This window comes from Pseudomonas sp. SIMBA_068 (assembly GCF_046534705.1).
GTDB lineage: Bacteria > Pseudomonadota > Gammaproteobacteria > Pseudomonadales > Pseudomonadaceae > Aquipseudomonas > Aquipseudomonas putida.
This window is the reverse complement of the sequence record NZ_JAWRYI010000011.1, coordinates 20,606-46,014: the sequence shown is the minus strand read 5'-3', so window position 1 is coordinate 46,014 and position 25,409 is coordinate 20,606. Positions and strand designations below refer to the sequence as shown.

Annotated in this window: 24 protein-coding genes; 16 read left to right on the top strand and 8 right to left on the bottom strand. The window is 63.8% G+C overall.

Going from position 1 to position 25,409, the window contains the following annotated elements; translation table 11 throughout:
* The first annotated feature begins 60 nt into the window (after window positions 1–60).
* From SB756_RS22805 to SB756_RS22765, 9 genes are all read left to right on the top strand, one after another.
* Window positions 61–2,127 carry a TonB-dependent copper receptor gene (locus SB756_RS22805; RefSeq protein WP_410911956.1) on the top strand — a complete coding sequence of 689 codons (2,067 nt, stop codon included), beginning with the start codon at window positions 61–63 and terminating at the stop codon, window positions 2,125–2,127.
* 58 nt (window positions 2,128–2,185) lie between these two features.
* Window positions 2,186–3,553, top strand: a complete 1,368-nt coding sequence (locus tag SB756_RS22800; RefSeq protein ID WP_410911954.1) for a PepSY-associated TM helix domain-containing protein — start codon at window positions 2,186–2,188, stop codon at window positions 3,551–3,553.
* 176 nt (window positions 3,554–3,729) lie between these two features.
* Window positions 3,730–5,136 (top strand): D-serine/D-alanine/glycine transporter, encoded by a 1,407-nt coding sequence (cycA, locus tag SB756_RS22795; protein WP_016501840.1) that lies wholly within the window; start codon window positions 3,730–3,732, stop codon window positions 5,134–5,136.
* A gap of 188 nt (window positions 5,137–5,324) precedes the next feature.
* The gene (urtA, locus tag SB756_RS22790; protein WP_016395201.1) at window positions 5,325–6,590 is read left to right on the top strand and encodes an urea ABC transporter substrate-binding protein; all 1,266 of its coding nucleotides are present in this window, start codon (window positions 5,325–5,327) and stop codon (window positions 6,588–6,590) included.
* 138 nt (window positions 6,591–6,728) lie between these two features.
* Window positions 6,729–8,216: an urea ABC transporter permease subunit UrtB gene (urtB, locus tag SB756_RS22785; RefSeq protein ID WP_084966625.1), complete on the top strand. Its 1,488-nt coding sequence runs from the start codon at window positions 6,729–6,731 to the stop codon at window positions 8,214–8,216.
* Window positions 8,216–9,295 carry an urea ABC transporter permease subunit UrtC gene (urtC, locus tag SB756_RS22780; RefSeq protein ID WP_258654149.1) on the top strand — a complete coding sequence of 360 codons (1,080 nt, stop codon included), beginning with the start codon at window positions 8,216–8,218 and terminating at the stop codon, window positions 9,293–9,295. Before urtB ends, urtC begins: the two co-directional genes overlap by 1 nt.
* Entirely contained in the window at window positions 9,292–10,149 is an 858-nt protein-coding gene (gene urtD / locus SB756_RS22775; RefSeq protein ID WP_338745388.1) for an urea ABC transporter ATP-binding protein UrtD, read from the top strand. Before urtC ends, urtD begins: the two co-directional genes overlap by 4 nt.
* Before the next feature lie 98 nt (window positions 10,150–10,247).
* Window positions 10,248–10,946 (top strand): urea ABC transporter ATP-binding subunit UrtE, encoded by a 699-nt coding sequence (urtE, locus tag SB756_RS22770; RefSeq protein WP_043200837.1) that lies wholly within the window; start codon window positions 10,248–10,250, stop codon window positions 10,944–10,946.
* A gap of 31 nt (window positions 10,947–10,977) precedes the next feature.
* A complete protein-coding gene (locus SB756_RS22765; protein ID WP_410911950.1) occupies window positions 10,978–11,493 on the top strand; it encodes a GNAT family N-acetyltransferase in 516 nt (171 codons plus the stop codon).
* 68 nt (window positions 11,494–11,561) lie between these two features.
* Here the strand turns inward: SB756_RS22765 and SB756_RS22760 are convergent, their stop codons facing one another.
* A complete protein-coding gene (locus tag SB756_RS22760; RefSeq protein WP_016501846.1) occupies window positions 11,562–11,867 on the bottom strand; it encodes a chaperone modulator CbpM in 306 nt (101 codons plus the stop codon).
* A 2-nt stretch (window positions 11,868–11,869) separates the two neighbouring features.
* On the bottom strand, window positions 11,870–12,823 hold the full coding sequence (gene cbpA, locus SB756_RS22755) for a curved DNA-binding protein (protein WP_410911948.1): 954 nt from the start codon (window positions 12,821–12,823) through the stop codon (window positions 11,870–11,872).
* A 164-nt stretch (window positions 12,824–12,987) separates the two neighbouring features.
* Here cbpA and SB756_RS22750 point away from each other — a divergent pair, with 164 nt between their 5' ends.
* Window positions 12,988–14,259 (top strand): Hsp70 family protein, encoded by a 1,272-nt coding sequence (locus SB756_RS22750; protein ID WP_016501848.1) that lies wholly within the window; start codon window positions 12,988–12,990, stop codon window positions 14,257–14,259.
* Between the two features lie 37 nt (window positions 14,260–14,296).
* On the opposite strand, the gene SB756_RS22745 is transcribed toward SB756_RS22750, so the two are convergent.
* The 3 genes from SB756_RS22745 to SB756_RS22735 all read right to left on the bottom strand — a co-directional run bounded on the left by SB756_RS22745 (window position 14,297) and on the right by SB756_RS22735 (window position 16,513).
* Complete coding sequence (locus SB756_RS22745; RefSeq protein ID WP_016501849.1) at window positions 14,297–15,304, bottom strand: AI-2E family transporter; 1,008 nt, start codon at window positions 15,302–15,304, stop codon at window positions 14,297–14,299.
* A 70-nt stretch (window positions 15,305–15,374) separates the two neighbouring features.
* Entirely contained in the window at window positions 15,375–15,662 is a 288-nt protein-coding gene (locus tag SB756_RS22740; RefSeq protein WP_341796891.1) for a PsiF family protein, read from the bottom strand.
* 62 nt (window positions 15,663–15,724) lie between these two features.
* Window positions 15,725–16,513: an AraC family transcriptional regulator gene (locus SB756_RS22735; RefSeq protein ID WP_410911946.1), complete on the bottom strand. Its 789-nt coding sequence runs from the start codon at window positions 16,511–16,513 to the stop codon at window positions 15,725–15,727.
* A 251-nt stretch (window positions 16,514–16,764) separates the two neighbouring features.
* Here SB756_RS22735 and SB756_RS22730 point away from each other — a divergent pair, with 251 nt between their 5' ends.
* Window positions 16,765–17,637 carry a DMT family transporter gene (locus SB756_RS22730; protein WP_341796893.1) on the top strand — a complete coding sequence of 291 codons (873 nt, stop codon included), beginning with the start codon at window positions 16,765–16,767 and terminating at the stop codon, window positions 17,635–17,637.
* Here SB756_RS22730 and SB756_RS22725 read toward each other — a convergent pair.
* Entirely contained in the window at window positions 17,634–18,524 is an 891-nt protein-coding gene (locus tag SB756_RS22725; RefSeq protein ID WP_016501853.1) for an esterase/lipase family protein, read from the bottom strand. The two genes, SB756_RS22730 and SB756_RS22725, sit on opposite strands and share 4 nt — an antisense overlap.
* Window positions 18,525–18,647: 123 nt before the next feature.
* Here SB756_RS22725 and osmE point away from each other — a divergent pair, with 123 nt between their 5' ends.
* Complete coding sequence (gene osmE, locus SB756_RS22720) at window positions 18,648–18,989, top strand: osmotically-inducible lipoprotein OsmE (RefSeq protein WP_016501854.1); 342 nt, start codon at window positions 18,648–18,650, stop codon at window positions 18,987–18,989.
* 42 nt (window positions 18,990–19,031) lie between these two features.
* Window positions 19,032–19,562: a bacterioferritin gene (locus SB756_RS22715; RefSeq protein WP_049274600.1), complete on the top strand. Its 531-nt coding sequence runs from the start codon at window positions 19,032–19,034 to the stop codon at window positions 19,560–19,562.
* A 111-nt stretch (window positions 19,563–19,673) separates the two neighbouring features.
* Here SB756_RS22715 and SB756_RS22710 read toward each other — a convergent pair whose 3' ends face one another.
* Entirely contained in the window at window positions 19,674–21,740 is a 2,067-nt protein-coding gene (locus SB756_RS22710; RefSeq protein WP_410911943.1) for an AsmA family protein, read from the bottom strand.
* Window positions 21,741–22,080: 340 nt separating this feature from the next.
* Between SB756_RS22710 and SB756_RS22705 the strand changes: the two genes are divergently transcribed.
* The 3 genes from SB756_RS22705 to SB756_RS22695 all read left to right on the top strand — a co-directional run bounded on the left by SB756_RS22705 (window position 22,081) and on the right by SB756_RS22695 (window position 24,369).
* On the top strand, window positions 22,081–22,443 hold the full coding sequence (locus SB756_RS22705) for a hypothetical protein (protein ID WP_410911941.1): 363 nt from the start codon (window positions 22,081–22,083) through the stop codon (window positions 22,441–22,443).
* Between the two features lie 122 nt (window positions 22,444–22,565).
* Window positions 22,566–23,198 (top strand): TetR family transcriptional regulator, encoded by a 633-nt coding sequence (locus SB756_RS22700; protein ID WP_016501858.1) that lies wholly within the window; start codon window positions 22,566–22,568, stop codon window positions 23,196–23,198.
* A 73-nt stretch (window positions 23,199–23,271) separates the two neighbouring features.
* On the top strand, window positions 23,272–24,369 hold the full coding sequence (locus SB756_RS22695) for an AGE family epimerase/isomerase (protein ID WP_410911938.1): 1,098 nt from the start codon (window positions 23,272–23,274) through the stop codon (window positions 24,367–24,369).
* A 101-nt stretch (window positions 24,370–24,470) separates the two neighbouring features.
* Here the strand turns inward: SB756_RS22695 and SB756_RS22690 are convergent, their stop codons facing one another.
* Window positions 24,471–25,238 (bottom strand): SDR family oxidoreductase, encoded by a 768-nt coding sequence (locus tag SB756_RS22690; RefSeq protein WP_341796898.1) that lies wholly within the window; start codon window positions 25,236–25,238, stop codon window positions 24,471–24,473.
* Window positions 25,239–25,409 lie beyond the last annotated feature (171 nt).

Sequence of the window (25,409 nt, the reverse complement as noted above, 5' to 3'; positions counted from 1 at the left end):
ATTTTGCGCACGGAGCCAGGAGGCTTCGCGCTAACTCATGACTGATCGACTGGAATCATTATGTCCGGCTGTACCCCTGTTTTTGCCTTGTCCCTGCGTGGGGCCCTAGCCGCTGTGTGCGGCTCGCTGCTCGCGCCCGTGGCCCTGGCCGCCGAAACTGGCCATGAAGGCCATGCGCACGACGCACCCGAGCTGAGCCCGACGGTAATCACCGCCGTGGCCCCGAGCTCGCCGCTGACCGTGGTCACCAACCCGAAAGACCCGCGCCAGCCAGTGCCGGCCAGCGACGGCGCCGACTACCTGAAGACCATCCCCGGCTTCTCGGCGATCCGTGCCGGCGGCACCAACGGTGACCCGGTGTTGCGCGGCATGTTCGGCTCGCGCCTGAACATCCTCACCAATGGCGGCCTGATGCTGGGCGCCTGCCCCAACCGCATGGACGCGCCCACGTCCTATATTTCGCCGGAAACCTACGACCGCCTGACCGTGATCAAAGGCCCGCAAAGCGTGATCTGGGGCCCGGGCGGTTCGGCAGGCACCATTCTTTTCGAACGTGACCCCGAAAAGTTCGGCACCCTCGGCAGCCGGGTAAACGCCAGCCTGCTGGCCGGCTCCAACGGCCGCTTCGACAAGGTGCTGGATGCCGCCGCCGGCAACAGCCAGGCCTACGCCCGCTTCGTCGGCAACCAGTCGCGCTCGGATGACTACCACGACGGCAACAACGACACCGTGCCGTCGCGCTGGGAAAAATGGAACGGCGATGTCGCCCTCGGCTGGACGCCCGACCAGGACACCCTGCTGGAGCTGACGGCCGGCAAGGGCGATGGCGAGGCCCGCTATGCCGGGCGCGGCATGGACGGCTCGCAGTTCAAGCGTGAAAGCCTGGGCCTGCGCTTTGAAAAGTCCAACCTTGGCGAGGTGCTCGACAAGGTCGAGGCGCAGGTCTACTACAACTACGCCGACCATGTGATGGACAACTACAGCCTGCGTACCCCATCGGGCAGCGGCATGATGGGCATGCCGATGGTCAGCAACGTCGACCGTCGTACCATGGGCGCACGCATCAAGGCCACCTGGCGCTGGGCCGATGTGCAGCTGATCAGTGGCATCGACGCGCAAACCAACGAACATCGCCAGCGTGGGGGCATGGGCGTAGACGCACACAAGGGCCAGGCCTGGACCAAGGACGCCGACTTCCACAACTACGGTGCCTTCAGCGAACTGACCTGGTATGTCAGCGGTGAAGACCGGCTGATCACCGGTGCCCGCCTGGACCGCGCCTCGGCCCGAGACTTCCGTAAAGGCAGCGCCACAGAAGGTGATAGCCGCGCCGACACCCTGCCCAGCGGTTTCATACGCTATGAGCACGACCTGGCAGCCATCCCGGCCACCACCTATATCGGCCTCGGCCATGCCCAGCGTTTCCCCGATTACTGGGAGCTGTTCTCGCCCAAGCTGGCACCGCCCGGTGCAGCAAATGCCTTTGACGGCATCAAGCCAGAGAAGACCACCCAGCTCGACTTCGGCATCCAGTACCGCACCGAGCGCCTGGAAGCCTGGGCTTCGGGCTATGTCGGGCAAATCCGCGACTACATCCTGTTCGACTACCGCACGGGCATGATGGGCATGAGCACCTCGCAGGCACAGAACATCGACGCCCGCATCATGGGCGGCGAACTGGGTGCCGCCTACCAGCTGACCGAAAACTGGAAGGCCGACGGCACGCTGGCCTACGCTTGGGGCAAGAGCAGCAGTGATGGCAAAGCGCTACCGCAAATGCCACCCCTGGAAAGCCGCCTCGGCCTGACCTACAGCCGCGATGTATGGAGCGTCGGTGCACTGTGGCGGCTGGTGGCGGCGCAAAACCGCATTGCCGAGAACCAGGGCAACGTGGTCGGCAAGGACTACGACAAGAGCGCCGGCTTCGGCGTGTTCTCCCTGAACGGCGCCTACAAGGTGAACAAAAACCTCAAGCTCAGCGCAGGGGTCGACAACCTGTTCGACAAAACCTACGCCGAGCACTTGAACCTGGCCGGGAACGCCGGGTTCGGCTACCCGGCTACCGATCCACAGCCGGTCAACGAGCCAGGCAGGACCTTCTGGACCAAGGTCGACTTCAGCTTCTGACAACAACCACGGGCGCAGCCTCGGTTGCGCCCCTCTGCTGGTCAAACAGGAGGTTCCCATGAGAGGAACACGCACCAATTTCTATAACCTGGCCTGGCGTTGGCACTTTTATGCGGGGCTGTTCGTGGCCCCGTTCATGATCCTGTTGGCGATCACCGGGATCATCTACCTGTTCAAGCCGCAGCTCGACCCGCTGCTGTACCGCGACCTGATGGTGGTCGAAGCCGGCCACCACCGACAGGGCGCCGATGCGATGCTGGCGGAAGTGCGCCAGGCTTACCCCAAAGGCCACGTCGGCCAGTACCTGCCGCCCATCAACGCCAAGCGCAGTGCGCAGTTCGTGGTGCATGACGGCGGGCGCGAGCTGAACGTGTTCGTCGACCCGTACAGCGGCAAGGTGCTCGGCGAGCAGGACGCCAAGCAGAACCTGCAGGCCATCGCCCGCGCCCTGCATGGCGAGCTGATGGTTGGCACGGTCGGTGACCGCCTGGTGGAGCTGGCCGCAGGCTGGGGCATCGTGCTGGTGGTGTCGGGCCTGTACCTCTGGTGGCCACGCGGGCGCAATGGCGCTGGCGTGCTGTGGCCACGGCTGTCGGCACGCGGCCGGTTGTTCTGGCGCGACCTGCACGCGGTTACCGGCTTCTGGGGCTCGGCCTTGCTGTTGCTGATGCTGGTCAGCGGCATGACCTGGACCGGGCTTTGGGGCAAGCAGTACGCCGATTTGTGGAACCGTTTCCCGGCAGCCATGTGGAACGACGTGCCCAAGTCGGACCAGCAGGCGGGTGAGCTTAATAGTGCCCACCGCCAGACCGTGCCCTGGGCGATGGAAAACACGCCGATGCCGCAGTCCGGCGCACACGCCGAACACGCCGGGCACCACATGATGTCGGACATGCCCGCAGCGCCCCAGGTGAGCGTGCAGCAGGTCGAAGACATCGCCACCTCCCGCCAGGTCGAGCCGGGATACAGCATTACCCTGCCGACCACGGCAGACGGTGTGTTCACCATTGCCGTGTTCGCCGACGACCCTCGCAACGACGCCACCCTGCATGTCGACCAGTACACCGGCAAGGTCCTGGCCGATGTGCGCTGGCAGGACTACAGCCCGGTCGCCCGCGCCACCGAGCTGGGGGTGATGCTGCATGAGGGCAAGATGTTCGGGGCGTTCAACCAGATCATCATCCTGCTGGTGTGCCTGATGATTCTGCTGGGGTCGGTGAGCGGGCTGGTGATGTGGTGGAAGCGCCGGCCTGAAGGCGGGCTGGGTGTGCCGCCGCTGCGCCATGACCTGCCGCGCTGGAAGGCGGCGGTGGGGGTGATGCTGGTGCTGGGGCTTATGTTCCCGTTGGTGGGCGTATCGATGGTGGTGATGTGGGTGGTGGACAGCCTGGTGGTGCGCCGCCGTCGGGAGCTGGCCAGCGCCTGAGCCCTGCATAACCTGCACTGGCCTCTTCGCGGGCTTGCCCGCGAAGAGGCCGGCGAAGGTGTCGAACTTTTCCTACTGAAGCACGGCTGCCATCTGAAAATCGTGGCGATCTGTCGCGATCTCGAATTGGAACGCCCGTGTTAGCCTAGCCGGCGACTTTCAAGGGAATGCAGCTTATGACCGCAATTTCACCAAAACCACAAGAAGAGCAGCACCTGCAACGCAACCTGACCAACCGCCACATCCAGCTGATCGCCATCGGCGGCGCGATCGGTACCGGCCTGTTCATGGGCTCGGGCAAGACCATCAGCCTGGCGGGCCCGTCGATCATCTTCGTCTACATGATCATCGGCTTCATGTTGTTTTTCGTCATGCGCGCCATGGGCGAACTGCTGCTGTCGAACCTCAACTACAAATCGTTCATCGACTTCTCGGCCGACCTGCTCGGCCCCTGGGCCGGTTACTTCACCGGCTGGACCTACTGGTTCTGCTGGGTGGTCACCGGTATCGCCGACGTGGTCGCCATCGCCGCCTACACACAGTTCTGGTTCCCCGACCTGCCGCAGTGGATACCGGCGCTGACCTGCGTAGGGCTGCTGCTGTCGCTGAACCTGGTGACGGTAAAAATGTTCGGCGAGATGGAGTTCTGGTTCGCCCTGGTCAAGATCATCGCCATCCTCGGCCTGGTCGCTACCGGCCTGTACATGGTCATCACCGGCTTCACCTCGCCCAGCGGGCGCACTGCACAGCTGGCCAACCTGTGGAATGACGGCGGCATGTTCCCCCATGGGCTGATGGGTTTCTTCGCCGGTTTCCAGATCGCCGTGTTCGCCTTCGTCGGTATCGAGCTGGTGGGCACCACCGCCGCCGAAGCGAAAAACCCGGAGCGCACCCTGCCGCGGGCGATCAACTCGATCCCGATCCGCATCATCGTGTTCTATGTGCTGGCGCTGATCGCGATCATGGCCGTCACCCCATGGCGCGACGTGGTCCCGGGCAAGAGCCCGTTCGTCGAGCTGTTCGTGCTGGCCGGCCTTCCAGCGGCGGCCAGCATCATCAACTTCGTGGTACTGACCTCGGCGGCCTCGTCGGCCAACAGCGGCGTGTTCTCCACCAGCCGCATGCTCTTCGGCCTGAGCCAGGAGGGTGATGCACCCAAGGCGTTCGAGAAGCTTTCGAGCCGCTCGGTGCCGGCCAACGGCCTGTACTTCTCCTGCACCTGCCTGCTGCTCGGTGCAGTGCTGATCTACCTGGTGCCGAACGTGGTCGAGGCGTTCACCCTGGTGACCACGGTTTCGGCGGTGCTGTTCATGTTCGTGTGGACGCTGATTTTGCTGTCGTACCTGAAGTACCGCAAAAACCGCGCGGCGCTGCATCAGGCGTCGAAGTACAAGATGCCGGGCGGGCGCTTCATGTGCTACGTGTGCCTGGTGTTCTTTGCCTTCATTCTGGTGTTGCTGAGCCTGGAGGCAGACACGCGTTCAGCGCTGGTGGTAACGCCGATCTGGTTCGTATTGCTGGCGGTGACCTATCAGTTTGTACGCAGCAGGCGCCATCCGCGTTCGGCTGTGCGCAACGGCTGATAGCCTCGGGGGCTGCTCTGCAGCCCCAATCCTGTGCACATCAATGTCCCAGGCACCAACCTGGACCTCGCAAACGCCCCAACACCTCGCACAACCCCTCTATTACGCCCATTTCGCCACTAGGCACACCCCTTGCAACGCCCCTCCCCGCTTGCCCAACACTCTAAAAAACTCAGCGGAGAGAGCACATGAAGCGTCGCAGTCTGATCAAGGCTTTTACCCTCAGCGCATCGATTGCGGCGATGGGCCTGAGCTGGAGCATCCAGGCCGCCGAGACCATCAAGGTTGGCATCCTGCATTCGCTGTCGGGGACCATGGCCATTTCCGAGACCTCGCTCAAGGACATGGCGCTGATGACCATCGACGAGATCAACGCCAAGGGCGGCGTGAACGGCAAGATGCTCGAACCGGTGGTGGTCGACCCGGCCTCCAACTGGCCGCTGTTCGCTGAAAAGAGCCGCCAGCTGCTGACCCAGGACAAGGTCGCGGTGGTGTTCGGCTGCTGGACCTCGGTGTCGCGCAAGTCAGTGCTGCCAGTGTTCGAAGAGCTCAACGGCCTGCTGTTCTACCCGGTGCAGTACGAGGGTGAAGAGATGTCGCCGAACGTGTTCTACACCGGCGCCGCCCCCAACCAGCAGGCCATTCCTGCCGTCGAATACCTGATGAGCGAAGACGGCGGCAGCGCCAAGCGCTTCTTCCTGCTGGGCACCGACTACGTCTACCCGCGCACCACCAACAAGATCCTGCGCGCTTTCCTGCACAGCAAAGGCGTGGCCGACAAGGACATCGAAGAGGTGTACACGCCGTTCGGCCACGCCGATTACCAGACCATCGTTGCCAACATCAAGAAGTTCTCCGCCGGCGGCAAGACGGCGGTGATTTCCACGGTCAACGGCGACTCCAACGTACCGTTCTACAAAGAACTGGCCAACCAGGGCCTGAAGGCCACCGACGTGCCGGTGGTGGCGTTCTCGGTGGGCGAAGAAGAGCTGCGCGGCATCGACACCAAACCGTTGGTGGGGCACCTGGCAGCGTGGAACTACTTCGAGTCGGTGGATAACCCGGTGAACCAGAAGTTCGTCGCCGACTGGAAGGCCTACGCCAAGGCCAAGGGCCTGCCAGGCGCTGACAAGGCGGTGACCAACGACCCGATGGAAGCCACCTACGTGGGCATCCACATGTGGGCGCAGGCCGCCGAGAAGGCCAAGTCCACCGACGTCGACAAGGTACGTGAAGCACTGGCCGGGCAGAGCTTCAAGGCACCGTCGGGCTTCACCCTGACCATGGACAAGACCAACCACCACCTGCACAAGCCGGTGATGATCGGCGAGATCCAGGATGACGGGCAGTTCAGTGTGGTGTGGGAAACCGAGCAGCCGCTGCGGGCGCAGCCTTGGAGCCCGTTCATTCCAGGGAATGACAAGCGACCTGACTACGCAGTGAAAGGTAACTGAGTGCACTGGGGCCGCTATGCGGCCCATTCGCGGGCTTGCCCGCTCCCACAGGTCCCCACTGCCCTCTGGACCAGTGAAATACCTGTGGGAGCGGGCAAGCCCGCGAAGAATCCACCACTGTATTCCAGGATTGCCCGCATGCTCAGAATGCTGCTCACCCTGCTTCTGCTACTCCCCATGGCCACCCAGGCCAGCGAGGGCGAATTCTTCCTCACCGCCAAGCCCGCCGAGCAGGCCCGCCTGCTCGAAAGCTGGGCGGCGCAACCCGATGCCGCGCGCCTGCCACTGCTCGACAACCTGCGCCAGGGCCGCATTGCCACTGACGACACCCGCAAGGTGCGCCTGAACAACCGCCTGCGCGGCCTGATCGACAACGCCCTGGCCAGCCACCAGCTGCTCAGCGACAACAGCGAAACGCGCCTGGCCGCCGCCCAGCAACTGCAAAAAAGCGCACAGCCCGCGCAAATGGCCTTCCTCGACCGGCGCTTCGCCAGCGAGCCGGATGCCGCCGTGCACGCCGCCATCGGCCTGGCCCTGGCCAACCTGCAACTGGGCGCCAGCGAACCGGCAGTACGCCTGGCCGCCGTGCGCCTGCTGGGCGAAACCGGTGACCCGCTGGCCCGCACCCGCCTCGAAGCGCTGCTGCAACCCGACGCTGAAGCCGACCCGGGCGTGCGCACCGCTGCCGAAACCAGCCTGGCCCAGGTCAAACGCAAGCTGCTGGTGGGCGAACTGCTCGGCCAGGCCTTCAGCGGCCTGTCGCTAGGCTCGATCCTGCTGCTGGCGGCGCTCGGCCTTGCCATCACCTTCGGCCTGCTCGGGGTGATCAACATGGCCCACGGCGAGATGCTGATGCTCGGCGCCTACAGCACCTATATGGTCCAAGTGCTGGTGCAGCGCTATGCCCCGGGCGCCATCGAGTTCTACCCGCTGATTGCCCTGCCGGTGGCCTTCGCAGTGAGTGCCGGGGTCGGCATGGCGCTGGAACGCACCGTGATCCGCCACCTGTACGGCCGCCCGCTGGAGACCCTGCTGGCCACCTGGGGCATCAGCCTGATGCTGATCCAGGCCATCCGCCTACTGTTTGGCGCGCAGAACGTCGAGGTGAGCAACCCGGCGTGGCTCTCGGGTGGCATTCAGCTGCTGCCCAACCTGGTGCTGCCGTACAACCGCCTGGTGATCATCGGCTTCGCCCTGGCCGTGGTGCTGCTCACCTGGCTGCTGCTCAACCGCACACGGCTGGGCCTGAACGTGCGCGCAGTCACCCAGAACCGCAACATGGCCGCCTGCTGCGGCGTGTCCACCGGGCGCGTCGACATGCTTGCCTTCGGTTTGGGTTCTGGCATCGCCGGGCTTGGTGGCGTGGCCCTGAGCCAGGTCGGCAACGTCGGCCCGGACCTGGGCCAGAGCTACATCATCGACTCGTTCCTGGTGGTGGTGCTGGGCGGTGTCGGGCAGCTGGCCGGCAGCCTCTGGGCCGCGTTCGGCCTTGGCATCGCCAACAAGCTGCTGGAGCCGCAGATCGGTGCCGTGCTCGGCAAGATCCTCATCCTTGCGTTGATCATTCTGTTTATCCAGAAGCGCCCGCAAGGCCTGTTCGCCCTCAAGGGACGGGTAATCGACTGATGAACCAGCCACTGCTTGTCACCGCTACGCAAAAGGCCGGGCCGCGCCTGACCCTGGCCATCGGCGCCATCGTCGTGCTGCTGTTGCTGGCCCTGCCGCTGTTGTCGCTGCTGCCGGCGGATCACGCGCTGCAGGTGTCGGCGTACACCCTGACCCTGGTCGGCAAGATCCTCTGCTACGCCATCGTCGCCCTGGCCCTGGACCTGGTCTGGGGCTATGCCGGCCTGCTGTCGCTGGGGCACGGCCTGTTCTTCGCCCTGGGCGGCTACGCCATGGGCATGTACCTGATGCGCCAGGCGGCGGGTGACGGCCTGCCGGGGTTCATGACTTTCCTGTCATGGACCGAGCTGCCGTGGTACTGGGCCGGTACCCAGCATTTCGCCTGGGCCCTGTGCCTGGTGGTGCTGGCGCCCGGCTTGCTGGCACTGGTGTTCGGCTGGTTCGCCTTCCGCTCGCGGATCAAGGGCGTGTACTTCTCGATCATGACCCAGGCCCTGACCTTTGCCGGCATGTTGCTGTTCTTCCGCAACGAAACCGGCTTTGGCGGTAACAACGGCTTCACCAGCTTCCGCACCATCCTCGGCTTCGACATAGCCGCCCAAGGTACCCGCGCGGTGCTGTTCCTGCTCACGGTCGGCCTGCTGCTGGCCAGCCTGTACCTGTGCTGGCGCCTGACCCGCAGCAAGTTCGGCCGCCTGCTCACCGCCGTGCGCGACGCCGAAAACCGCCTGATGTTCTGCGGCTACGACCCACGCGGTTTCAAGTTGCTGGTGTGGGTGCTCAGCGCCGTGCTGTGCGGCCTGGCGGGCGCGCTGTATGTGCCGCAGGTGGGCATCATCAACCCCAGCGAAATGTCGCCGACCAACTCCATCGAAGCCGCCGTGTGGGTAGCCTTGGGCGGGCGCGGCACGCTGATCGGCCCGCTGCTCGGCGCCGGCCTGGTCAATGGCATGAAAAGCTGGTTCACCGTGGCCTTCCCGGAGTTCTGGCTGTTCTTCCTCGGCGCGCTGTTCATCCTTGTCACCCTGTACCTGCCCAAGGGCGTGGTCGGCCTGTTGAAGAAAAGGAGCCAGCCATGAGAGGCGTGCCCCCGGTACACCCTGAGTTCATGCTCGAACCGGTGTTCGACACCCTCGGCAGTGGTCGCGAAGCGATCGGCCTGGGCCAAAGCCGCAAGGCCGGCCTCGACACCCGCCACGGCACGGTGCTGAGCCTGGAGGACATCAGCGTCAGCTTCGACGGTTTCAAGGCTCTCAATGGGCTGAACCTGTATATCGGCGTGGGCGAACTGCGCTGCATCATCGGCCCCAACGGCGCCGGCAAGACCACGATGATGGACGTGATCACCGGCAAGACCCGCCCCGACACTGGCAGCGCCTACTTTGGCGACACCCTCGACCTGACCCGCATGAGCGAATACCAGATCGCCCAGGCCGGCATTGGCCGCAAGTTCCAGAAGCCCACGGTGTTCGAGGCACTGACGGTGTTCGAAAACCTGGAGCTGGCGCTGAAGACCGACAAGTCGGTGTGGGCCAGCCTGGCCGCGCGCCTGGGTGGCGAGCAGCGCCAGCGCATCGAAGAAGTGCTGACCACCTTGCGCCTGCTGCCCCTGGCCCAGCGCCAGGCCGGCTTGCTGTCGCACGGGCAGAAGCAGTTTCTAGAGATTGGCATGCTGCTGGTGCAGGAGCCGCAATTGCTGCTGCTAGATGAGCCGGTGGCCGGCATGACCGATGCCGAGACCGAGTTCACCGCCGAGCTGTTCAAGGGCCTGGCTGGCAAGCATTCGCTGATGGTGGTGGAGCATGACATGGGCTTTGTCGGCAGCATTGCCGACCATGTGACCGTGCTGCACCAGGGCAGTGTGCTGGCAGAAGGGTCGCTGGAGCAGGTGCAGGCGGATGAGCGGGTGGTCGAGGTGTATCTGGGCCGCTAGACATTGAAGCCTGTACCGGCCCTATCGCCGGCAAGCCAGCTCCCACAAGCCCGCGAAAGGGCCAGTACAGGCACAGTAACTCTTTCAGGAACACTCACATGCTCAAGATCGACACCCTGCACCAGTACTACGGCGGCAGCCACATCCTGCGCGGCCTGTCCTTCGAAGCCAAGGTCGGCGAAGTCACCTGCCTGCTGGGCCGCAATGGCGTGGGCAAGACCACCCTGCTGCGCTGCCTGATGGGCCTGGTACCCGCCCGTGACGGCAGCATCGAATGGGAGGGCAAGCCGATCACCAGCCTCAAGCCCCAGCAACGGGTCCAGGCCGGCATCGCCTACGTGCCCCAGGGTCGTGAAATCTTCCCGCGCCTTACCGTCGAGGAAAACCTGCTGATGGGCCTGTCACGCTTCCCGGCCCGTGAGGCCCGCGAAGTGCCCGCCTTCATCTACGAACTGTTCCCGGTGCTGGAGCAAATGAAGCAGCGCCGCGGCGGCGACCTGTCTGGTGGCCAGCAGCAACAGCTGGCCATCGGCCGCGCCCTGGCCAGCCGCCCACGGCTGCTGATTCTCGACGAGCCCACCGAAGGTATCCAGCCCTCGGTGATCAAGGAGATCGGCGCGGTCATCCGCCGCCTGGCCCAGCGTGGCGACATGGCGATCCTGCTGGTGGAGCAGTTCTACGACTTTGCCGAAGAACTGGCCGACCAGTACCTGGTCATGGCCCGTGGCGAGATCGTGCAACATGGCCGCGGCGAAAACATGCAAGCCGAAGGTGTGCGCGGGCTGGTAACCATTTAATCTGCGAGCAACGACCCTGCGAGACGCTGTCATGAGTTACGAAATCCGCGACGCCCTGCCCACCGACGTGCCGGGCATCCTCGACATCTACAACGACGCGGTGCGCAACACCACGGCGATCTGGAACGAAACGCCGGTTGACCTCGGCAACCGTCAGGCCTGGTTTGAAGCGCGGGCGCAGCAGGGGTATCCCATTTTGGTGGCAGTGGATGAGACGGGTGTACTGGGGTATGCCTCGTTTGGCGACTGGCGGCCGTTTGAAGGGTTTCGTAACACCGTTGAGCACTCGGTGTATATCCGCGCAGACCAGCGTGGCAAAGGGCTGGGGCCGGTGTTGATGGCAGCGCTGGTGGAGCGTGCGCGCGGGTGTGGCAAGCATGTGATGGTGGCGGCCATCGAGAGTGGCAATGCGGCGTCGGTGCGCCTGCATGAGCGGCTGGGCTTCGTGGTGACCGGGCAGATGCCGCAGGTGGGGGTGAAGTTTGGCCGCTGGCTGGACCTGACCTTCATGCAGCTGGTACTGAACCCCGGAGCCGAACCCAACTGAGCACTTAGGCCTGACGCGATCCCTGTAGGAGCGGCCTTGTGCCGCTCCTACAGGGGACGATGCAGCGTTTACATCTGGGTAAACCTGCCCAGCCGCTGGCGCAGCATGGTGTTCTCGCTGCGCAACTGCTGCACTTCCTGCAACAGCTCCAGCGCCAGCGCCACCCCTTCCCACTCCAGTTCCAGCTCCTGGTGCAGCTTCGCCGCGCGCTTGGCCACCAACGGCGCCTGATCGTCGAACAACCAGTCCTCAGGCGTTCGCCCGGAGGGTTCGACAATGCCGTGTTCGACGATCTCGATCACGCAGTCCGCCGTGACATCGGCTTCCTGACACAAGGTACGCATGTCCAGTTGAACGATCAGGGTGCTGCTCATGATCACTTACTCCATTGTGTCCTCGGGTTGAACGCCGCTTTCTCGGAAAGCTTGGCCCACAATTCGCGGGCAGCCTCGTCGGAGGTCGGCGGCATGACCACTTTCAGTTGCGCATAAAGGTTGCCGCGCTCGCCGCTCTTGTTCGCCAGGCCCTTGCCCGGTACACGCAGGCGCTGGCCGCTCTGGCTGTCGGGGCGGATGGTCAGGTTGATCTTGCCTTCCAGGGTCGGCACCGCAACCTTGGTGCCCAGCGCCGCCTCCCACGGTGCCAGCGGCACAGTGATGATCAGGTCATGTCCTTCGACATCGAACAGCGGGTGCGGTGCCATGCGGATGGTCAGGAACAGGTCACCATTGGCCCCACCACCGCTGCCTGGCGCGCCTTGGCCCTTGAGGCGGATACGCTCACCGTCGGTCACACCGGCCGGGATCTTCACGTTCAGGGTCTTGGTGGTGAAGCCGGTGCGTTGGCCCAAGGCATTGGTTTGCGGCACCTGGAAGCTGATCTGCTTGGACTCCTTGCTCAGGGTCTCTTCAAGGAACACAGCCAGTTCAAGCTCCACATCCTGCCCTCGCCTGCCGGCACTGCGTTGCTGCTGCCGGGCACCACCGAAGGGGTTGCCACCCCGTCCACCGAAGACCGAACTGAAGAAGTCGGAGAAGTCGCCGCCCTCGAAGCCGCCGCCACCGCCACGGCTCTCCCAGCCCGGTGGTGCCTGGAACGGCCGGCCATGTTGGCCGCCGTACTTGCGAATTTCGTCGAACTCGGCACGTTTTTGCGCGTCGCCCAGCACTTCGTAGGCCTCGTTGGCCTCCTTGAACTTGTCCTCGGCGTCGCGCTCCTTGCTGACATCGGGGTGATACTTGCGCGCAAGCTTGCGGTACGCGGCCTTGATCGCCTTGTCGTCCGCCGTGGGCTCTACGCCGAGTATCTTGTAATAGTCTTTGAAGTCCATCTGTGGATCACCAATGTGAATGTGCGTGTTGCAACAGAAGATAGGGGTCAAGCATAGCCTTTCAAGACCGCCTTGGGTTTGCGCCATGGCAGACGACTGGTCTTGATTCTGTAGCCAAGTGGCATAAACTGCGCGGCCGTTTTCCTTCCGGAAGCTGATTTCCCATGTCTGACGTATCCCCGGCCCGCGCCCTGGGCATCGACTTTGGCACCTCCAACTCCACGGTCGGCTGGCACCGCCCTGGCGTGGAGTCGCTGATTGCCCTGGAAGACGGCAAGATCACCTTGCCTTCGGTGGTGTTCTTCAATATCGAAGAGCGGCGCCCGGTGTATGGCCGCCTGGCACTGCACGAATACCTGGAAGGCTACGAAGGCCGCCTGATGCGCTCGTTGAAGAGCCTGTTGGGCTCCAAGCTGATCAAGCACGACACCAGCGTGCTGGGCAGTGCCCTGCCGTTCAAGGACCTGCTGGGCATGTTCATCGGTGAGCTGAAAAAGCGCGCCGAAACCGCCGCTGGCCGCGAATTCGACCAGGTGGTGCTGGGCCGCCCGGTGTTCTTCGTCGACGAAGACCCGGCTGCCGACCAGGAGGCCGAGGACACCCTGGCCGACGTGGCGCGCAAGATCGGCTTCAAGGATGTGTCGTTCCAGTACGAGCCGATTGCTGCGGCCTTCGACTACGAGTCGGGCATCAGCCGTGAAGAACTGGTGCTGATCGTCGACATCGGTGGTGGTACTTCGGACTTCACGTTGATCCGCCTGTCGCCCGAGCGCCACCTGATCGCCGAACGCCAAAGCGACATTCTCGCCACCGGCGGCGTGCACATCGGCGGTACCGACTTCGACAAGCAGCTGAGCCTGCAAGGCGTGATGCCGCTGTTCGGCTACGGCAGCCGCATGAAAAGCGGCGCGCTGATGCCCACCAGCTATCACCTTAACCTGGCCACTTGGCACACCATCAACGCCCTGTACTCGCAGAAGTCGCAGCTGGCGCTGGGCAGCATGCGCTATGACATCGAGGACAGTTTCGGCATCGACCGCCTGTTCAAGCTGATCGAGCAGCGCGCCGGGCACTGGCTGGCGATGGAAGTGGAAGCCAGCAAGATCGAGCTGACCGAGCAAGACAGCCGCCACATCGACCTGCGCCGTGTCGAGCCCGAACTGACCGCAGCGCTGACCCGTGCGCTGTTCGAAGAGGCGATCGAAGGCCTGCTGGAGCGCGTGCGCGGCAGTGTGACCGAGCTGCTGGCCAAGGCTGGCGTGAGCGAAAGCCAGGTTGACACAGTGTTCTTCACGGGCGGTTCCAGCGGCATTCCGGCGCTGCGCAACAGTGTGTCGGCGATGTTGCCGAATGCGCGGCATGTGGAAGGCAACATCTTTGGCAGCATTGGTAGCGGCCTGGCCATCGAAGCCCGCAAGCGTTACGGCGCAGCCTGAGCCATTTTTGGGGCTGCTTTGCAGCCCCGGCAATCTGTCAGACCAGCTCTTCGCGCTTCAGCTCACTCTTCAGGTAGGCATAGTAGATCGGCCCCGCCACCACGCCGGGCAGCCCGAATGCCGCCTCGAACACCAGCATCGCCAGCAGCAGTTCCCAGGCCTTGGCACTGATCTGCCCGCCAACGATCCGCGCGTTGAGGAAGTACTCGACCTTGTGGATGACGATCAGGTAACCCAGCGCTGCCGCCGCCACCCAGATCGACAGCGACAGGCCGACAATGGTGATCAGGGTGTTGGACATCAGGTTGCCGATCACCGGCAGCAAGCCCAGCAGGAAGGTCAGCACGATCAGCGTCTTGGTCAGCGGCAGGTGCACGCCGAACAGCGGCATCACCACCGCCAGGAAGATGCCGGTAAAGGCCGTGTTGAGCAGCGAGATCTTGATTTGCGCGAACACGATGTTGCGAAACGCCTTCACCAGCAGGTTCAGCCGTTCGAACAGCGCTGCCGCCAGAGGCTTGCGCCGGGAAACATCGGGGATGCGCTGCAAGGCGATGATCGCGCCCAGGATCATGCCGATCAGCAGCGTCACGAACATGTGTGCCATGCCCTTGCCCACCAGTTGCAAGTCGCTCAGGTGGCTCTTGATCCAGTCACCGATGGCCACCTTGAACTCAGCGGCACTGGCGGGCAGGTAGCCCTCGATGAAGGGCGGCAGCTGACCGCGGGCACGCTCCACCAGGGCCATGAACTTGTCCAGCGAGGCGCCGGGGTTTTCCGCCTCGTGCAACAAGAAGCTGAAGGCACCGGCAATCAACAGCGTCAAGGTAATGACCACCAACGTACCGAGCAGCGCTACGGCCAGCCAGCGCGCGCGTTGGCCGGCCAGTAGCGGTTGCAGGCGCGGGGTCAGCATGTTGACCAGTTCGAACACCAGCAGGCCGGCCAGCAGGCTGGGCAACAACTTCAGGGGTAAAGCCAGCAGCAGGCCAGCCATGACGATGATCAGGCTGGCCAGAGTGATCTGACGGGGGGTAAAGGTCATACAGCCTCGACGGCAGACAGCGGGAATGCCCGCAGTCTGCCAGCCTTGGCGGCGCAGGCATAGGCGCAGGTCATTTCTTCTTCAGGCAGTCGCTCATGTACGCCTTGCGCTCGTCACCCTTCAGAGCTTTGGTGGTGGCGTCGGCGTTGCAGGTCTTCATCTTCTCCTGCTGGGTTTGTGGCACGTCCTTCTTCAGGCAGGTGCTCATGAAGGCTTTTCGTTCATCGCCCTTCAGGGCTTTGGTAGTGGCGTCGGCGTTGCAGGTTTTCATTTTTTCCTGCTGCGCGGTATTGGCCGCGAAGCCTTGGGCGCTGAACAACACCGCCAACACCAGCAATGGAATTTGCAGCACTTTCATGGAGTGGTCTCCTTGGCTCCGTGCCCGACGCACGGGGGTCGAGCAGAGTGTAGCCAAGAATTTCAGCGCCCCGCCCGGGCCTGCCGACGGTACTGCTCGGGTGTGCAGTGGGCCTGGCGCTGGAACATGGCGATGAACGCCGACGCGCTGCTGTAGCCAAGGTCGAAAGCAATCGCCTGAATCGGCAGGCCAGCCTCCAGCGCTTCGATGGCACGCAGAAAACGCAGGCGCACGCGCCATTCGCCAAAACTGATGCCCAGTTCGCGCAAGAACTGGCGGGCCAGGGTGCGTTCGCTGACATGCACGCGGGCGGCCCAATCGGCCAGCGGGCGGTTGTCACCGGGCTCGGCACCGAGGCCATCGAGTACCTGGCGCAGGCCATCGCTGTGGGCAAACGGCAGGTAGCAGGCCTGGGTGGGCGCCAGCAGCAACTGGTCGAGCAGTACCTGCACCAGGCGCTGGTCGCGCTCGTCCTCGGCCACCTTCAGGTCACGCCGGGCGAAGTCGCCAAGGATGGCCTTGAGGATATCGCTGATCATCAGGCTGCACGGTTGCTGCGGCAGGGCTGTGCACAGGCTGCGGTCGAGATAGATGGAGCGGTAGACGATGGCCTGCGGGTTGTAGCAGCCATGGGCGGTGTCGGGCGGTACCCAAACAGCGTATTGCGGCGGTGACAGAAAACGCTGGCCGGCCACATCCAGGTGCATCACGCCGTGAGCGGAGTAGTTGAGCTGGCCCCAGGCGTGGCAGTGCACGGCGCTGTGGGTGTCGGCAACGAACTCGTCGTGGCGGAAGTACACCGGGGCCGGCAGTTGGGTGAATTGGGGGATATCCAGGAGTTTGCGCGGCATGCTGTCTGCTTTGCGGGGTGGGTTGTCTGGATAGGAGTATAGGCTTATGAACAGACAGTTGATAATGGCTGGTACCGGGGCCTGCAGCCACATCGAGCCCCTGTAGGAGCAGCCTTGTGCTGCGAAGAGGCCGGCACCGTCATGAAAGATCTTTCGCCCACACAGGCCCTTTCGCAGCACAAGGCTGCTCCTGCAGGGACCGCGCAAGCAGTACGACTCGCCCCAAAACCGCCATACCGAGTACCTGCAACATGAATTACCTGTTCCCCCTCACCGCCATCCTCATCTGGGCCGGCAACACCGTGGTCACCAAGATGTCCGCTGGCGCCATCCACCCTGCCGAAATCGGCTTCTACCGCTGGCTGCTGGCCGGCTTGCTGTTCACGCCGTTCCTGCTGCCCGCCGTGTGGCGCAACCGCGCAGCCATTCGCCCGCACCTGGGCAAAGTGTTCGTGCTGGGCGTGCTGGGCATGGCGATGTACCAGAGCCTGGCCTACTTCGCCGCCGGCATCACCAGCGCCACCAACATGGGCATCATCCTCTCGCTGATGCCGCTGATGTCGCTGGCGCTGTCCATCGCCTGGCTGGGCCAGCGCCTGAGCTACGGCGCCCTGCTGGGGGCGGTGGTGTCATTTTTCGGCGTGCTGGAAGTGGTCAGTGCCGGCTACCCCGCCAGCCTGCTTGAACAGGGCCTGAACGGCGGCGACCTGTTGATGCTGGTGGCCACCCTGGCCTACGCGCTGTACAGCTTTCTGCTGAAGAAATGGCAGTTGCGCCTGCCACCGCTGCAGTTGCTGTACTTGCAGGTGCTGGTGGCAATCGTGGTGCTGCTGCCGCTGTACTTGCTGTCGGAAAAGACGGGCCTGCACAGCCATAACATCGGCCTGGTGCTGTACGCCTGCGTGCTGGCTTCGATGATCGCGCCGCTGCTGTGGATGCAGGCCGTGCACCGCCTGGGCCCAAGCCGCACCACGCTGTTTTTCAACCTGCTGCCGCTGGTCACCGCACTGATCGCCGCCGTGGTGCTGGACGAGCAACTGGCCAGTTACCACTTGGTCGGCGGCGTGCTGACCCTGGTCGGTGTGGTGCTGGCTGAGCGCTGGACCACGCCGATACGCCGCTAAAGCCCGGCTGCCTTGAGCCGGGCTGCATGCTCGGTGAACAGCCGCACCGGCTCGGCGCCCTTGCCCACGGCGCCGAGCGACTGGTTGACGATATCCAGGTGATCAAGTGGATAGTCATCGCCGATCACCTGCCCCAGGTGCGAACTGAAACGCCCGACCATGCCGTCGCACTGGCCCTTTTCCTTGACGAAGCTGCGCGCGAACAGGCGGCAGAAGCGGTTGCTGCCGTCAAAGCGGTTGCGCCCCTGGTCAGTCAACCCAGGCTGCAAGGTGCCGGACCACGAGTAGTAGCGCACGCCATTGACCTCATAGGCCCCTTCCCCGCCCCAAGTGTTAGGCAGGCCCTGTGGATAAGCCTGGTTGAACAGCGCGACCCCGGCGCTGGTCAGCGCCTGGTGCGAGGCATGCACATCGACCGGCAGCGGGTCGCGGCGCCAGCCGGTTTCCAGCCACACCAGCAACACGGCAAAGCCATGCAGCACGGCCTTCAGGATACGCCCTTGGGGTGAATGGCCCGGTGCCGTGCGCTCAAGGTGGTCGGCCAGTTCCGAGCCGTGATTGGGGCCGGCCACCGAGGTGACCGAAGCCACCCGACCAGGCCGCTTGGCCGCTGCGTAACGGGCGCTCAGGGCGCCCTGGCTGTGGCCGATGAGGTTGACCTTGTCGGCGCCGGTGCGCTGGCAGATGTCTTCGATGATCGCCAGCAACTGCTCGCCGCGCACCTCGCTGGAATGCAGCGGCGAAACCTGCACCGGGAACACCTGCGCCCCGCCCTTGCGCAGGGCAGGCACGATGCCGAACCAGTAGGGGTAGAGCACTAGCCGGACAAACCCGAGCATGCCCGGCACCAGCACCAACGGGTATCGCGTGGCCAATTCCTGCTGCATTGCCCCAGCCCCTTTCCGTGGACGACCGGCCAACACTACAGCGCCAATCATGACCATCGCAATCGAACTCCCGGCGCGCGCTGTGGTTCCAAACCACACAGACCCTTTGCAAGGAGCGGGACCATGTACAAGCAGACCCTGGCAATCCTTCTGGCAAGCGCCACCTTGGCCGCCTGCGGCAGCCGCCCGGAAAACCCGGTGGACTACGTCACCTACCGCGACGAACCGCTGGTCAAGCAGGTGGAGCACGGCATGACCATGCAGAAGGTCATCGCCATCGGCGGCAGCCCGTCGAACGTGATCGACCTGCCGCACGGGGGTACCTGCAACGACTACATCCTCAACCGTGACGGCAAGCAACAGCCCTACTACGTGCGCTTCGATGCCACCGGCCACGTCGATGCCAAAGGGTTCAAGACCTGTAAACAACGCCAAGAGGACAGCGACGCCGTCCCCGGCGCGTAAGCCTGCGTCACCACCCTGACCCTGATCCGCCTGGAGATAAACATGAGCAACGTTGAACTGACCGATGTGAAAACCCTGCGCGAACGTGCCCGCCAGCATGTGGAGCAAGGCGCGGTGACCGAGGGTTACCACGCCGACCGTCAGGAAATCCTGCGCCTGCTGAATGAATCGCTGGCCACCGAGCTGGTCTGCGTGCTGCGCTACAAGCGCCACTACTTCATGGCCAGTGGCATCAAGGCCAGCGTGGCTGCCGAGGAATTTCTGGAGCATGCAAACCAGGAAGCCGAACATGCCGACAAGCTGGCCGAGCGCATCGTGCAGTTGGGCGGCGAGCCGGATTTCAACCCCGATAACCTGACAAAAAACTCCCATGCCCAGTACGTGGCGGGTAATTCGTTGAAGGAGATGGTGCTGGAAGACCTGGTGGCTGAGCGGATTGCCATTGATAGCTACCGCGAGATCATCCAGTACATCGGCGACAAGGACCCGACCACCCGACGCATCTTCGAAGACATCCTGGCCCAGGAAGAAGAGCACGCGGACGACATGTCCGACCTGCTGCAAGGGCTGTAATCGCTAGGGCTGCTTTGCAGCCCATTCGCGGCACAAGGCCGCTCCTACAAGGGATCGCTTACCCCTGCAGGAGCGGCCTTGTGCCGCGAATGGGCCGCAGAGCGGCCCCCGCTATTTCCGCCCTTTCACTGCAGCCGGCGCCTTGCCCGCCTTCATCTGCTGCAACAGCGGCGTGCACTGGTTGGGATCATCCCCGCTGCTGGGCGCAATCAGCGCCAGCAACCCTGCCGCCGGCCCGGCCACCACCCCCAGCGCCACCATTCCCGCCCCGCGCAGTGCCAACGGCAACGCCTGTACGCCTGCATTCGGTTTGGCAAACGGCCCGCGCACATACAGCGGCGAACGCAGCGAGAACAGCCGCAGGCCTTTCGATTCCGGGGTCACCTTCAAGTCCAACTGCTCGGAGGCAAAATTGGCCGTGCCGTTGATGTAGATGATCGCGTTCTCGGTATCGAAGATGAACAGCCGCGTAGTCGCCAGGCCATCCTTGATACCCACATCAGCCGCCGCGCAATTGATCTTCACATCCTCATCACCAAACAGCTTGCCGACCACATAGTTGCCCACGTTCAAGCCGGCGATCTCCATCAGGCTGCGGCTGATCGCGCCATCGTTGATCAGCATGCGCAGGTCGCCATTGGCCGTCCCCAGCAAGGCCGCAACCGAATTGCCGCGGCCGCTGATGTCGGCATCGCCGTTCAGCTCGCCAAAGCTGGTCTGCATCGGCGCAAAAGTGGGGAACAGCTGCTTGAGCTTAAAGCCCCGGGCAGTCAATTGGGCGCGGCCCTGCAAAGGCACGCTGCGACCATCCAGACGGATTTTGGAGGCCAGGTTGCCGCCGGCCACACCAAAACGCAGGGGCTCCAGACGCAGCAGGCCGTCCTCAAGCATCACATGGGCCGAAAGGTCGTTGAACGGCAGTTGCGTGCTGTGCACGATGCGCTTGCCGGCAAAGGTGACGTCGGCGTCCATCGCGCGCCAGCGCTCTGTGCGAAATTCTTCAACCGGCAGCACCTTGCCCGTCGGCTGCTTGCTGGCACCACCACGTGCCTTCTGCTCGGCGTTGGAGTCGGCGCCGATCAGTGGCGCCAGGTCCTTGAACAGCAACTGGTTGGACACCAGGTTGCCGGACAGCTTGGGCCGTGGCTGGCTGGCGACGAAGGCCAGGTCGCCGTGGATGTCGCTGTCACCGATCTTGCCGTTGAAGCCCTGGTAGTTGAACGTTGCGCCTTGCGGCGCATGCAGGTTGGCGCTGAGGCGGCCGTCGGTCGAGTAGGCCGGGGTATCTGGCAGGGTTACCCCGGTCAATGGGTAGAGGTTACCCAGACTGGCACCGGACAGGCGAAGGCGTAGGTCGAGCGCGCCGAGGTTGCGCGGGTCGGTCAGGGTGCCGGCGAGCACTACATGGGTGTCGGCGATGCGCACGTCGGCTTGCAGCGGAAAAGGCTGGCTGGCGTCCTGCAGGGCCAGCAGGCCGCCGATCTTGCCGGTGCCGGACACCGGCTGGCCTTTGTAGCGGCCTTGGGCCTTGAGCCCGAAGGCGTAATCCTGTGCACCACCGGCCTTCTCCGCGCTGGCCTTGCCGACAATGTCGCTGAACGGGATCGGCTTGCCCAGCGGGTCGATCTGCACCTTCATGCTGGTTTTCAGGGTCTGGTCGTCGAAGCTGACATTCCCTTGGTCGAAACCGATCGCACCGATATCCAGCTGCCATTTGGACGGTTCTGCGTTTTCATCCTTGGGGCCGAAGTCGAACGTCCAGTTGGCACGGCCATCGGCCAGGCGGGTGAGGCTAGCAGTGGGCTTGGTCAGGTCGATGCGCGGGATGCTGATCTGCTGGAACAGCAGCGGCAACGGAGCCAGGCGGAACTCCACGCGCTCCAGGCCGACCATCTTGGGTTCCTTGAGCCAGTCCGGGTTGCCCAGGGTCAGGTCCTCGGCAATAAAATGCGGCCATGGCACCCAGGCACGCCAGCCACCCTCTTCAGGCTCGGTGCGCCAGTGAACGGCCAGGTTGCCGTTGATTGCGAAGGGCCGGTGCAGGGCCTCGGAAACCTTTTCGTTGAGCAGGGGTTTTACGCGGTTCCAGTCGAAGGTGGCGATCACCACCACCAGAATCGCCAGCAGGGTTAACAGGGTGGCGAGGGCCCAGAGGAGGATTCTGGCGGGACGCGTCATTGCGTGATTCTCCTTGCGGTATGGCACAAAACGGGTGCAGCGATGGCAGTCAATATGTCGGACTGTGGAAAACCCGTGGGGTTTTATCGAGAGCGCCATGATAGCGAAGTTTTCCTGGCCTTTTGCTCAGCAATACGTCGCGCCAAGCGATGCCTGCTACCCGGCAACAGCCCAACCAAATCGTCATCAGCCGACCTGTATGGCGCTGCCTAGAGCGCTTGCAAACCTCTATCAATGCGGTCGATTGTTACCATTACCCGTATGAACTTCTCTCTGGCGTTACCGAGCGTAGCATTGGCTCCGTACCCACTTTCCAGCCCCCGAGAGGAGCACCGAAATCATGAAACGCCACCTGCTGACCCTGACCCTGTCCATCCTGGCAGCCAATGCTTTTGCCCTGCCAGCCGACGAACAACACCTGACCGCCGAATCCCGCTCCAGCGCTGCCGAAATCGCCCAGCCGCTGAAAACCGTTGCCGAAGGGGGCTCTGACCGCCTGATCGAACGCAGTGGCCGTGTTGCCGAAGGTGGCTCGGATCGCCTGATCGAACGCACTGGCCGCGTCGCTGAAGGTGGCTCGGATCGCCTGATCGAACGTACTGGCCGCGTCGCTGAAGGTGGCTCGGATCGCCTGATCGAACGCACTGGCCGCGTCGCTGAAGGTGGCTCGGATCGCCTGGTTGAACTCAGCCGTGTGAGCTGATCGCCATGGCCGAAAAGAACAACCTGAGTCACAACGCGTGCTCCCCTCCAGGCCCGGTCCATTGACCGGGCTTTGTTTTTTTATCTAGAGTGCCCAGCCTTACCGCCACAGAAGCCCGCACCATGCTGCCGCGCGCCGAACAGAAACTACAGACCCGCCAGGCCCTGCTCGACGCCGCCTGCCTGCTGATGGAGAGTGGCCGTGGTTTCGGCAGTATCAGCCTGCGTGAAGTGGCGAAGACGGCCGGCATCGTGCCCACCGGCTTCTACCGGCATTTTCCCGACATGGACGCCCTCGGCCTGGCCCTGGTGGCCGAAATCGACACCACCTTCCGCCAGACCATCCGCCTGGTACGCCAGAACGAATTCGAACTGGGCGGCATCACAGACGCTTCGGTGCGCATTTTCCTCGACGTGGTGGCTGCTCACCGCGCGCAGTTCCTGTTTCTGGCCCGCGAGCAATACGGTGGCTCACAGGCCGTGCGCCAGGCCATTGCCCGCCTGCGCCAGGACATCAGCGACGATCTGGCCACCGACCTGGCGCGCATGAAGCGCTGGCAGCACCTGGACAACGCCGCGCTGGCAGTGATGGCCGACCTTGTGGTGAAGACTGTGTTCGCGACCCTGCCCGAGCTTATCGACAGCCCCGAATCGGGTTATCCACAGGCGCTGACGGCGCAGGAAAAGATCACCCAGCAATTGCGCTTCATCTTCGTCGGCGCGCGGCATTGGCAAGGGCTCGGCAACCCGGGCTGATGGGCCGGCACAGGCTACCGAAAACCCCAGTTCTGCTACCATGGCGCCCTGCCCGACAGCGACGAGCGCCGAAATGTCCAACCCCCGCCCCACCCTGCCTGAACTGGCCCGCTTCAACCAGCACTTCGCCGAATGCATCGTGCCGTTGTGGCAAGGCCCAGGCTGGAATGCCGACATGGCCCTGCCCTACGAGGCGCTGGACGCCAAGCACCAACCGTTGCCGGCGCAGCGCTACCGGGCCATGGCCTGCGCCCGCCAGCTGTACCTGTTCAGCAGCCGTATCGGGCAACCGGGCGCGGCCGAGCGCGCGGCGGCGTTGTTCCGCTCGCTGCAAAAGCACTTCCACGATGCCGAGCACGGTGGCTGGTTCTACAGCATCGACGCCCAAGGCAAGCCGCTGGACCGGCGCAAGGACCTGTACACCCACGCATTCATCGTCTTTGCCTGCGCGCACTACTGGGGCAAGGTGCGCGAAAGCCTGGTGGAATCCACCCTGAACGCTGCGCTGGGCATCATCGACCAGCAATTCGCCCGTGACGACGGCCTGTACGAGGCCAGCCTGGGCGAAGACTGGGCCGACCTGGGCAGCGGCCCGCTGCAGAACCCACAGATGCACCTGGCCGAGGCGTTCCTGCAAGTGCTGGCGGTGCGCGGTGATGAACATACCCAGCAGTCGCTGCTGCAGTTGTGTGAAGCGCTGCAGGCGCACTTCGTCGAACCAGCCCATGGCCTGATGCTGGAAAAGCCACGCGGGGCTGTGGATAACTGGTTCGAGCCGGGGCATCAGTTCGAGTGGTTCTACCTGCTGCACACCTCACCGCTACTGCGTGACACGCCACTGCATGCATCCATTGACCGGGCGTTCGGCTTTGCCGAGCAGTTCGGGGTGAAGAATGGGGCAGTGTTGGCAATGCTGGATGTGGATGGCCGGGTGCTGGATGCCACGCAACGCATCTGGGCCCAGGCGGAGTACCTGCGGGCGCTGGTGCTGCGCGCGGGGAGTGAGGCGAAGCTGGTTGACCAGTTGCAGGCGCTGCAAGCGCGGTTCTTGCGCGAAGCGGGCTGGTATGAGTGCCGAGATGGTGAGGGCAACGTCAGCCGACATGATATGCCTTCTACTACGCCCTACCATCTGGCGACTTGCCTGGAAGGGTTGCAGCGCCTGAGCTGACGCTTTCGCAGCACAAGGCTGCTCCTACCGAAACCTGCGCAATGCCTGTAGGAGCAGCCTTGTGCTGCGAATGGGCCGCAAAGCGACCCCACTTTCCTGAATCAGCCCTTGACCGAACGGTCGATGGAGAACCCTGCCCAATCCTGGCTCACCGGCATCAGCTCCAGGCTGTTGATGTTGATGTGCGCTGGCTGGTTGAGGATCCAGAAGATGGTCTCGGCAATGTCCTGCGGCTGGATCGGCTCGGCACCCGCGTAAGTGGCGTCGTACTTGGCCTGGTCACCGCCGAACCGCACCAGCGAGAACTCGCTCTCGCACAGGCCCGGCTCGATGTTGCTCACGCGCACACCAGTGCCGCGCAGGTCGCAGCGCAGGCTTAGCGAGAACTGGCCGACGAAGGCCTTGGTGCCGCCATACACGTTGCTGCCCGGGTACGGGTAGTTGCCCGCCACAGAACCTACGTTGAGGATCGACGCGCCGCGACCGTGGGCGATCAGGCGTGGCAGCAGCAGGCGGGTGGTGTACATCAAGCCCTTGATATTGGTGTCGACCATGGTTTCCCAGTCGTCCAGGCTGCAGTTCTGCGCCGCATCCACACCCAGTGCCAGGCCGGCGTTGTTGACCAGGCCGCGAATCTTCTCGAACCCGGCCGGCAAGCTGGCGATGGCCTGCTCCATGGCCTTGCGGTCACGCACGTCGAGCACCAGGGCGTGGACCTCGGTCTTGGCCGACAGCTCTGCGCATAGGGCATCCAGGCGCTCCTTGCGGCGGCCAGTGAGCACCAGCTTCCAGCCAGCTTCGGCAAAGCGGCGGGCGGTGGCCTCGCCGAAACCGGAAGTGGCGCCAGTGATGAATACGGTGGACGTCATGCTCTGTTCCTCACGGTAGGTTGTCATCGGCAGCTTTGCAGCATGCCCGCGCCGCGCGCGGGCAGCAAGCCGTTCAGGGCGCTGTACATTTTTTGTACATGTCCGGCAAACCCTTGCGGCAGAAGGCTCGGCGCCAGCTATGCGCATGTTATCCACAAGGCTTTCCCCACA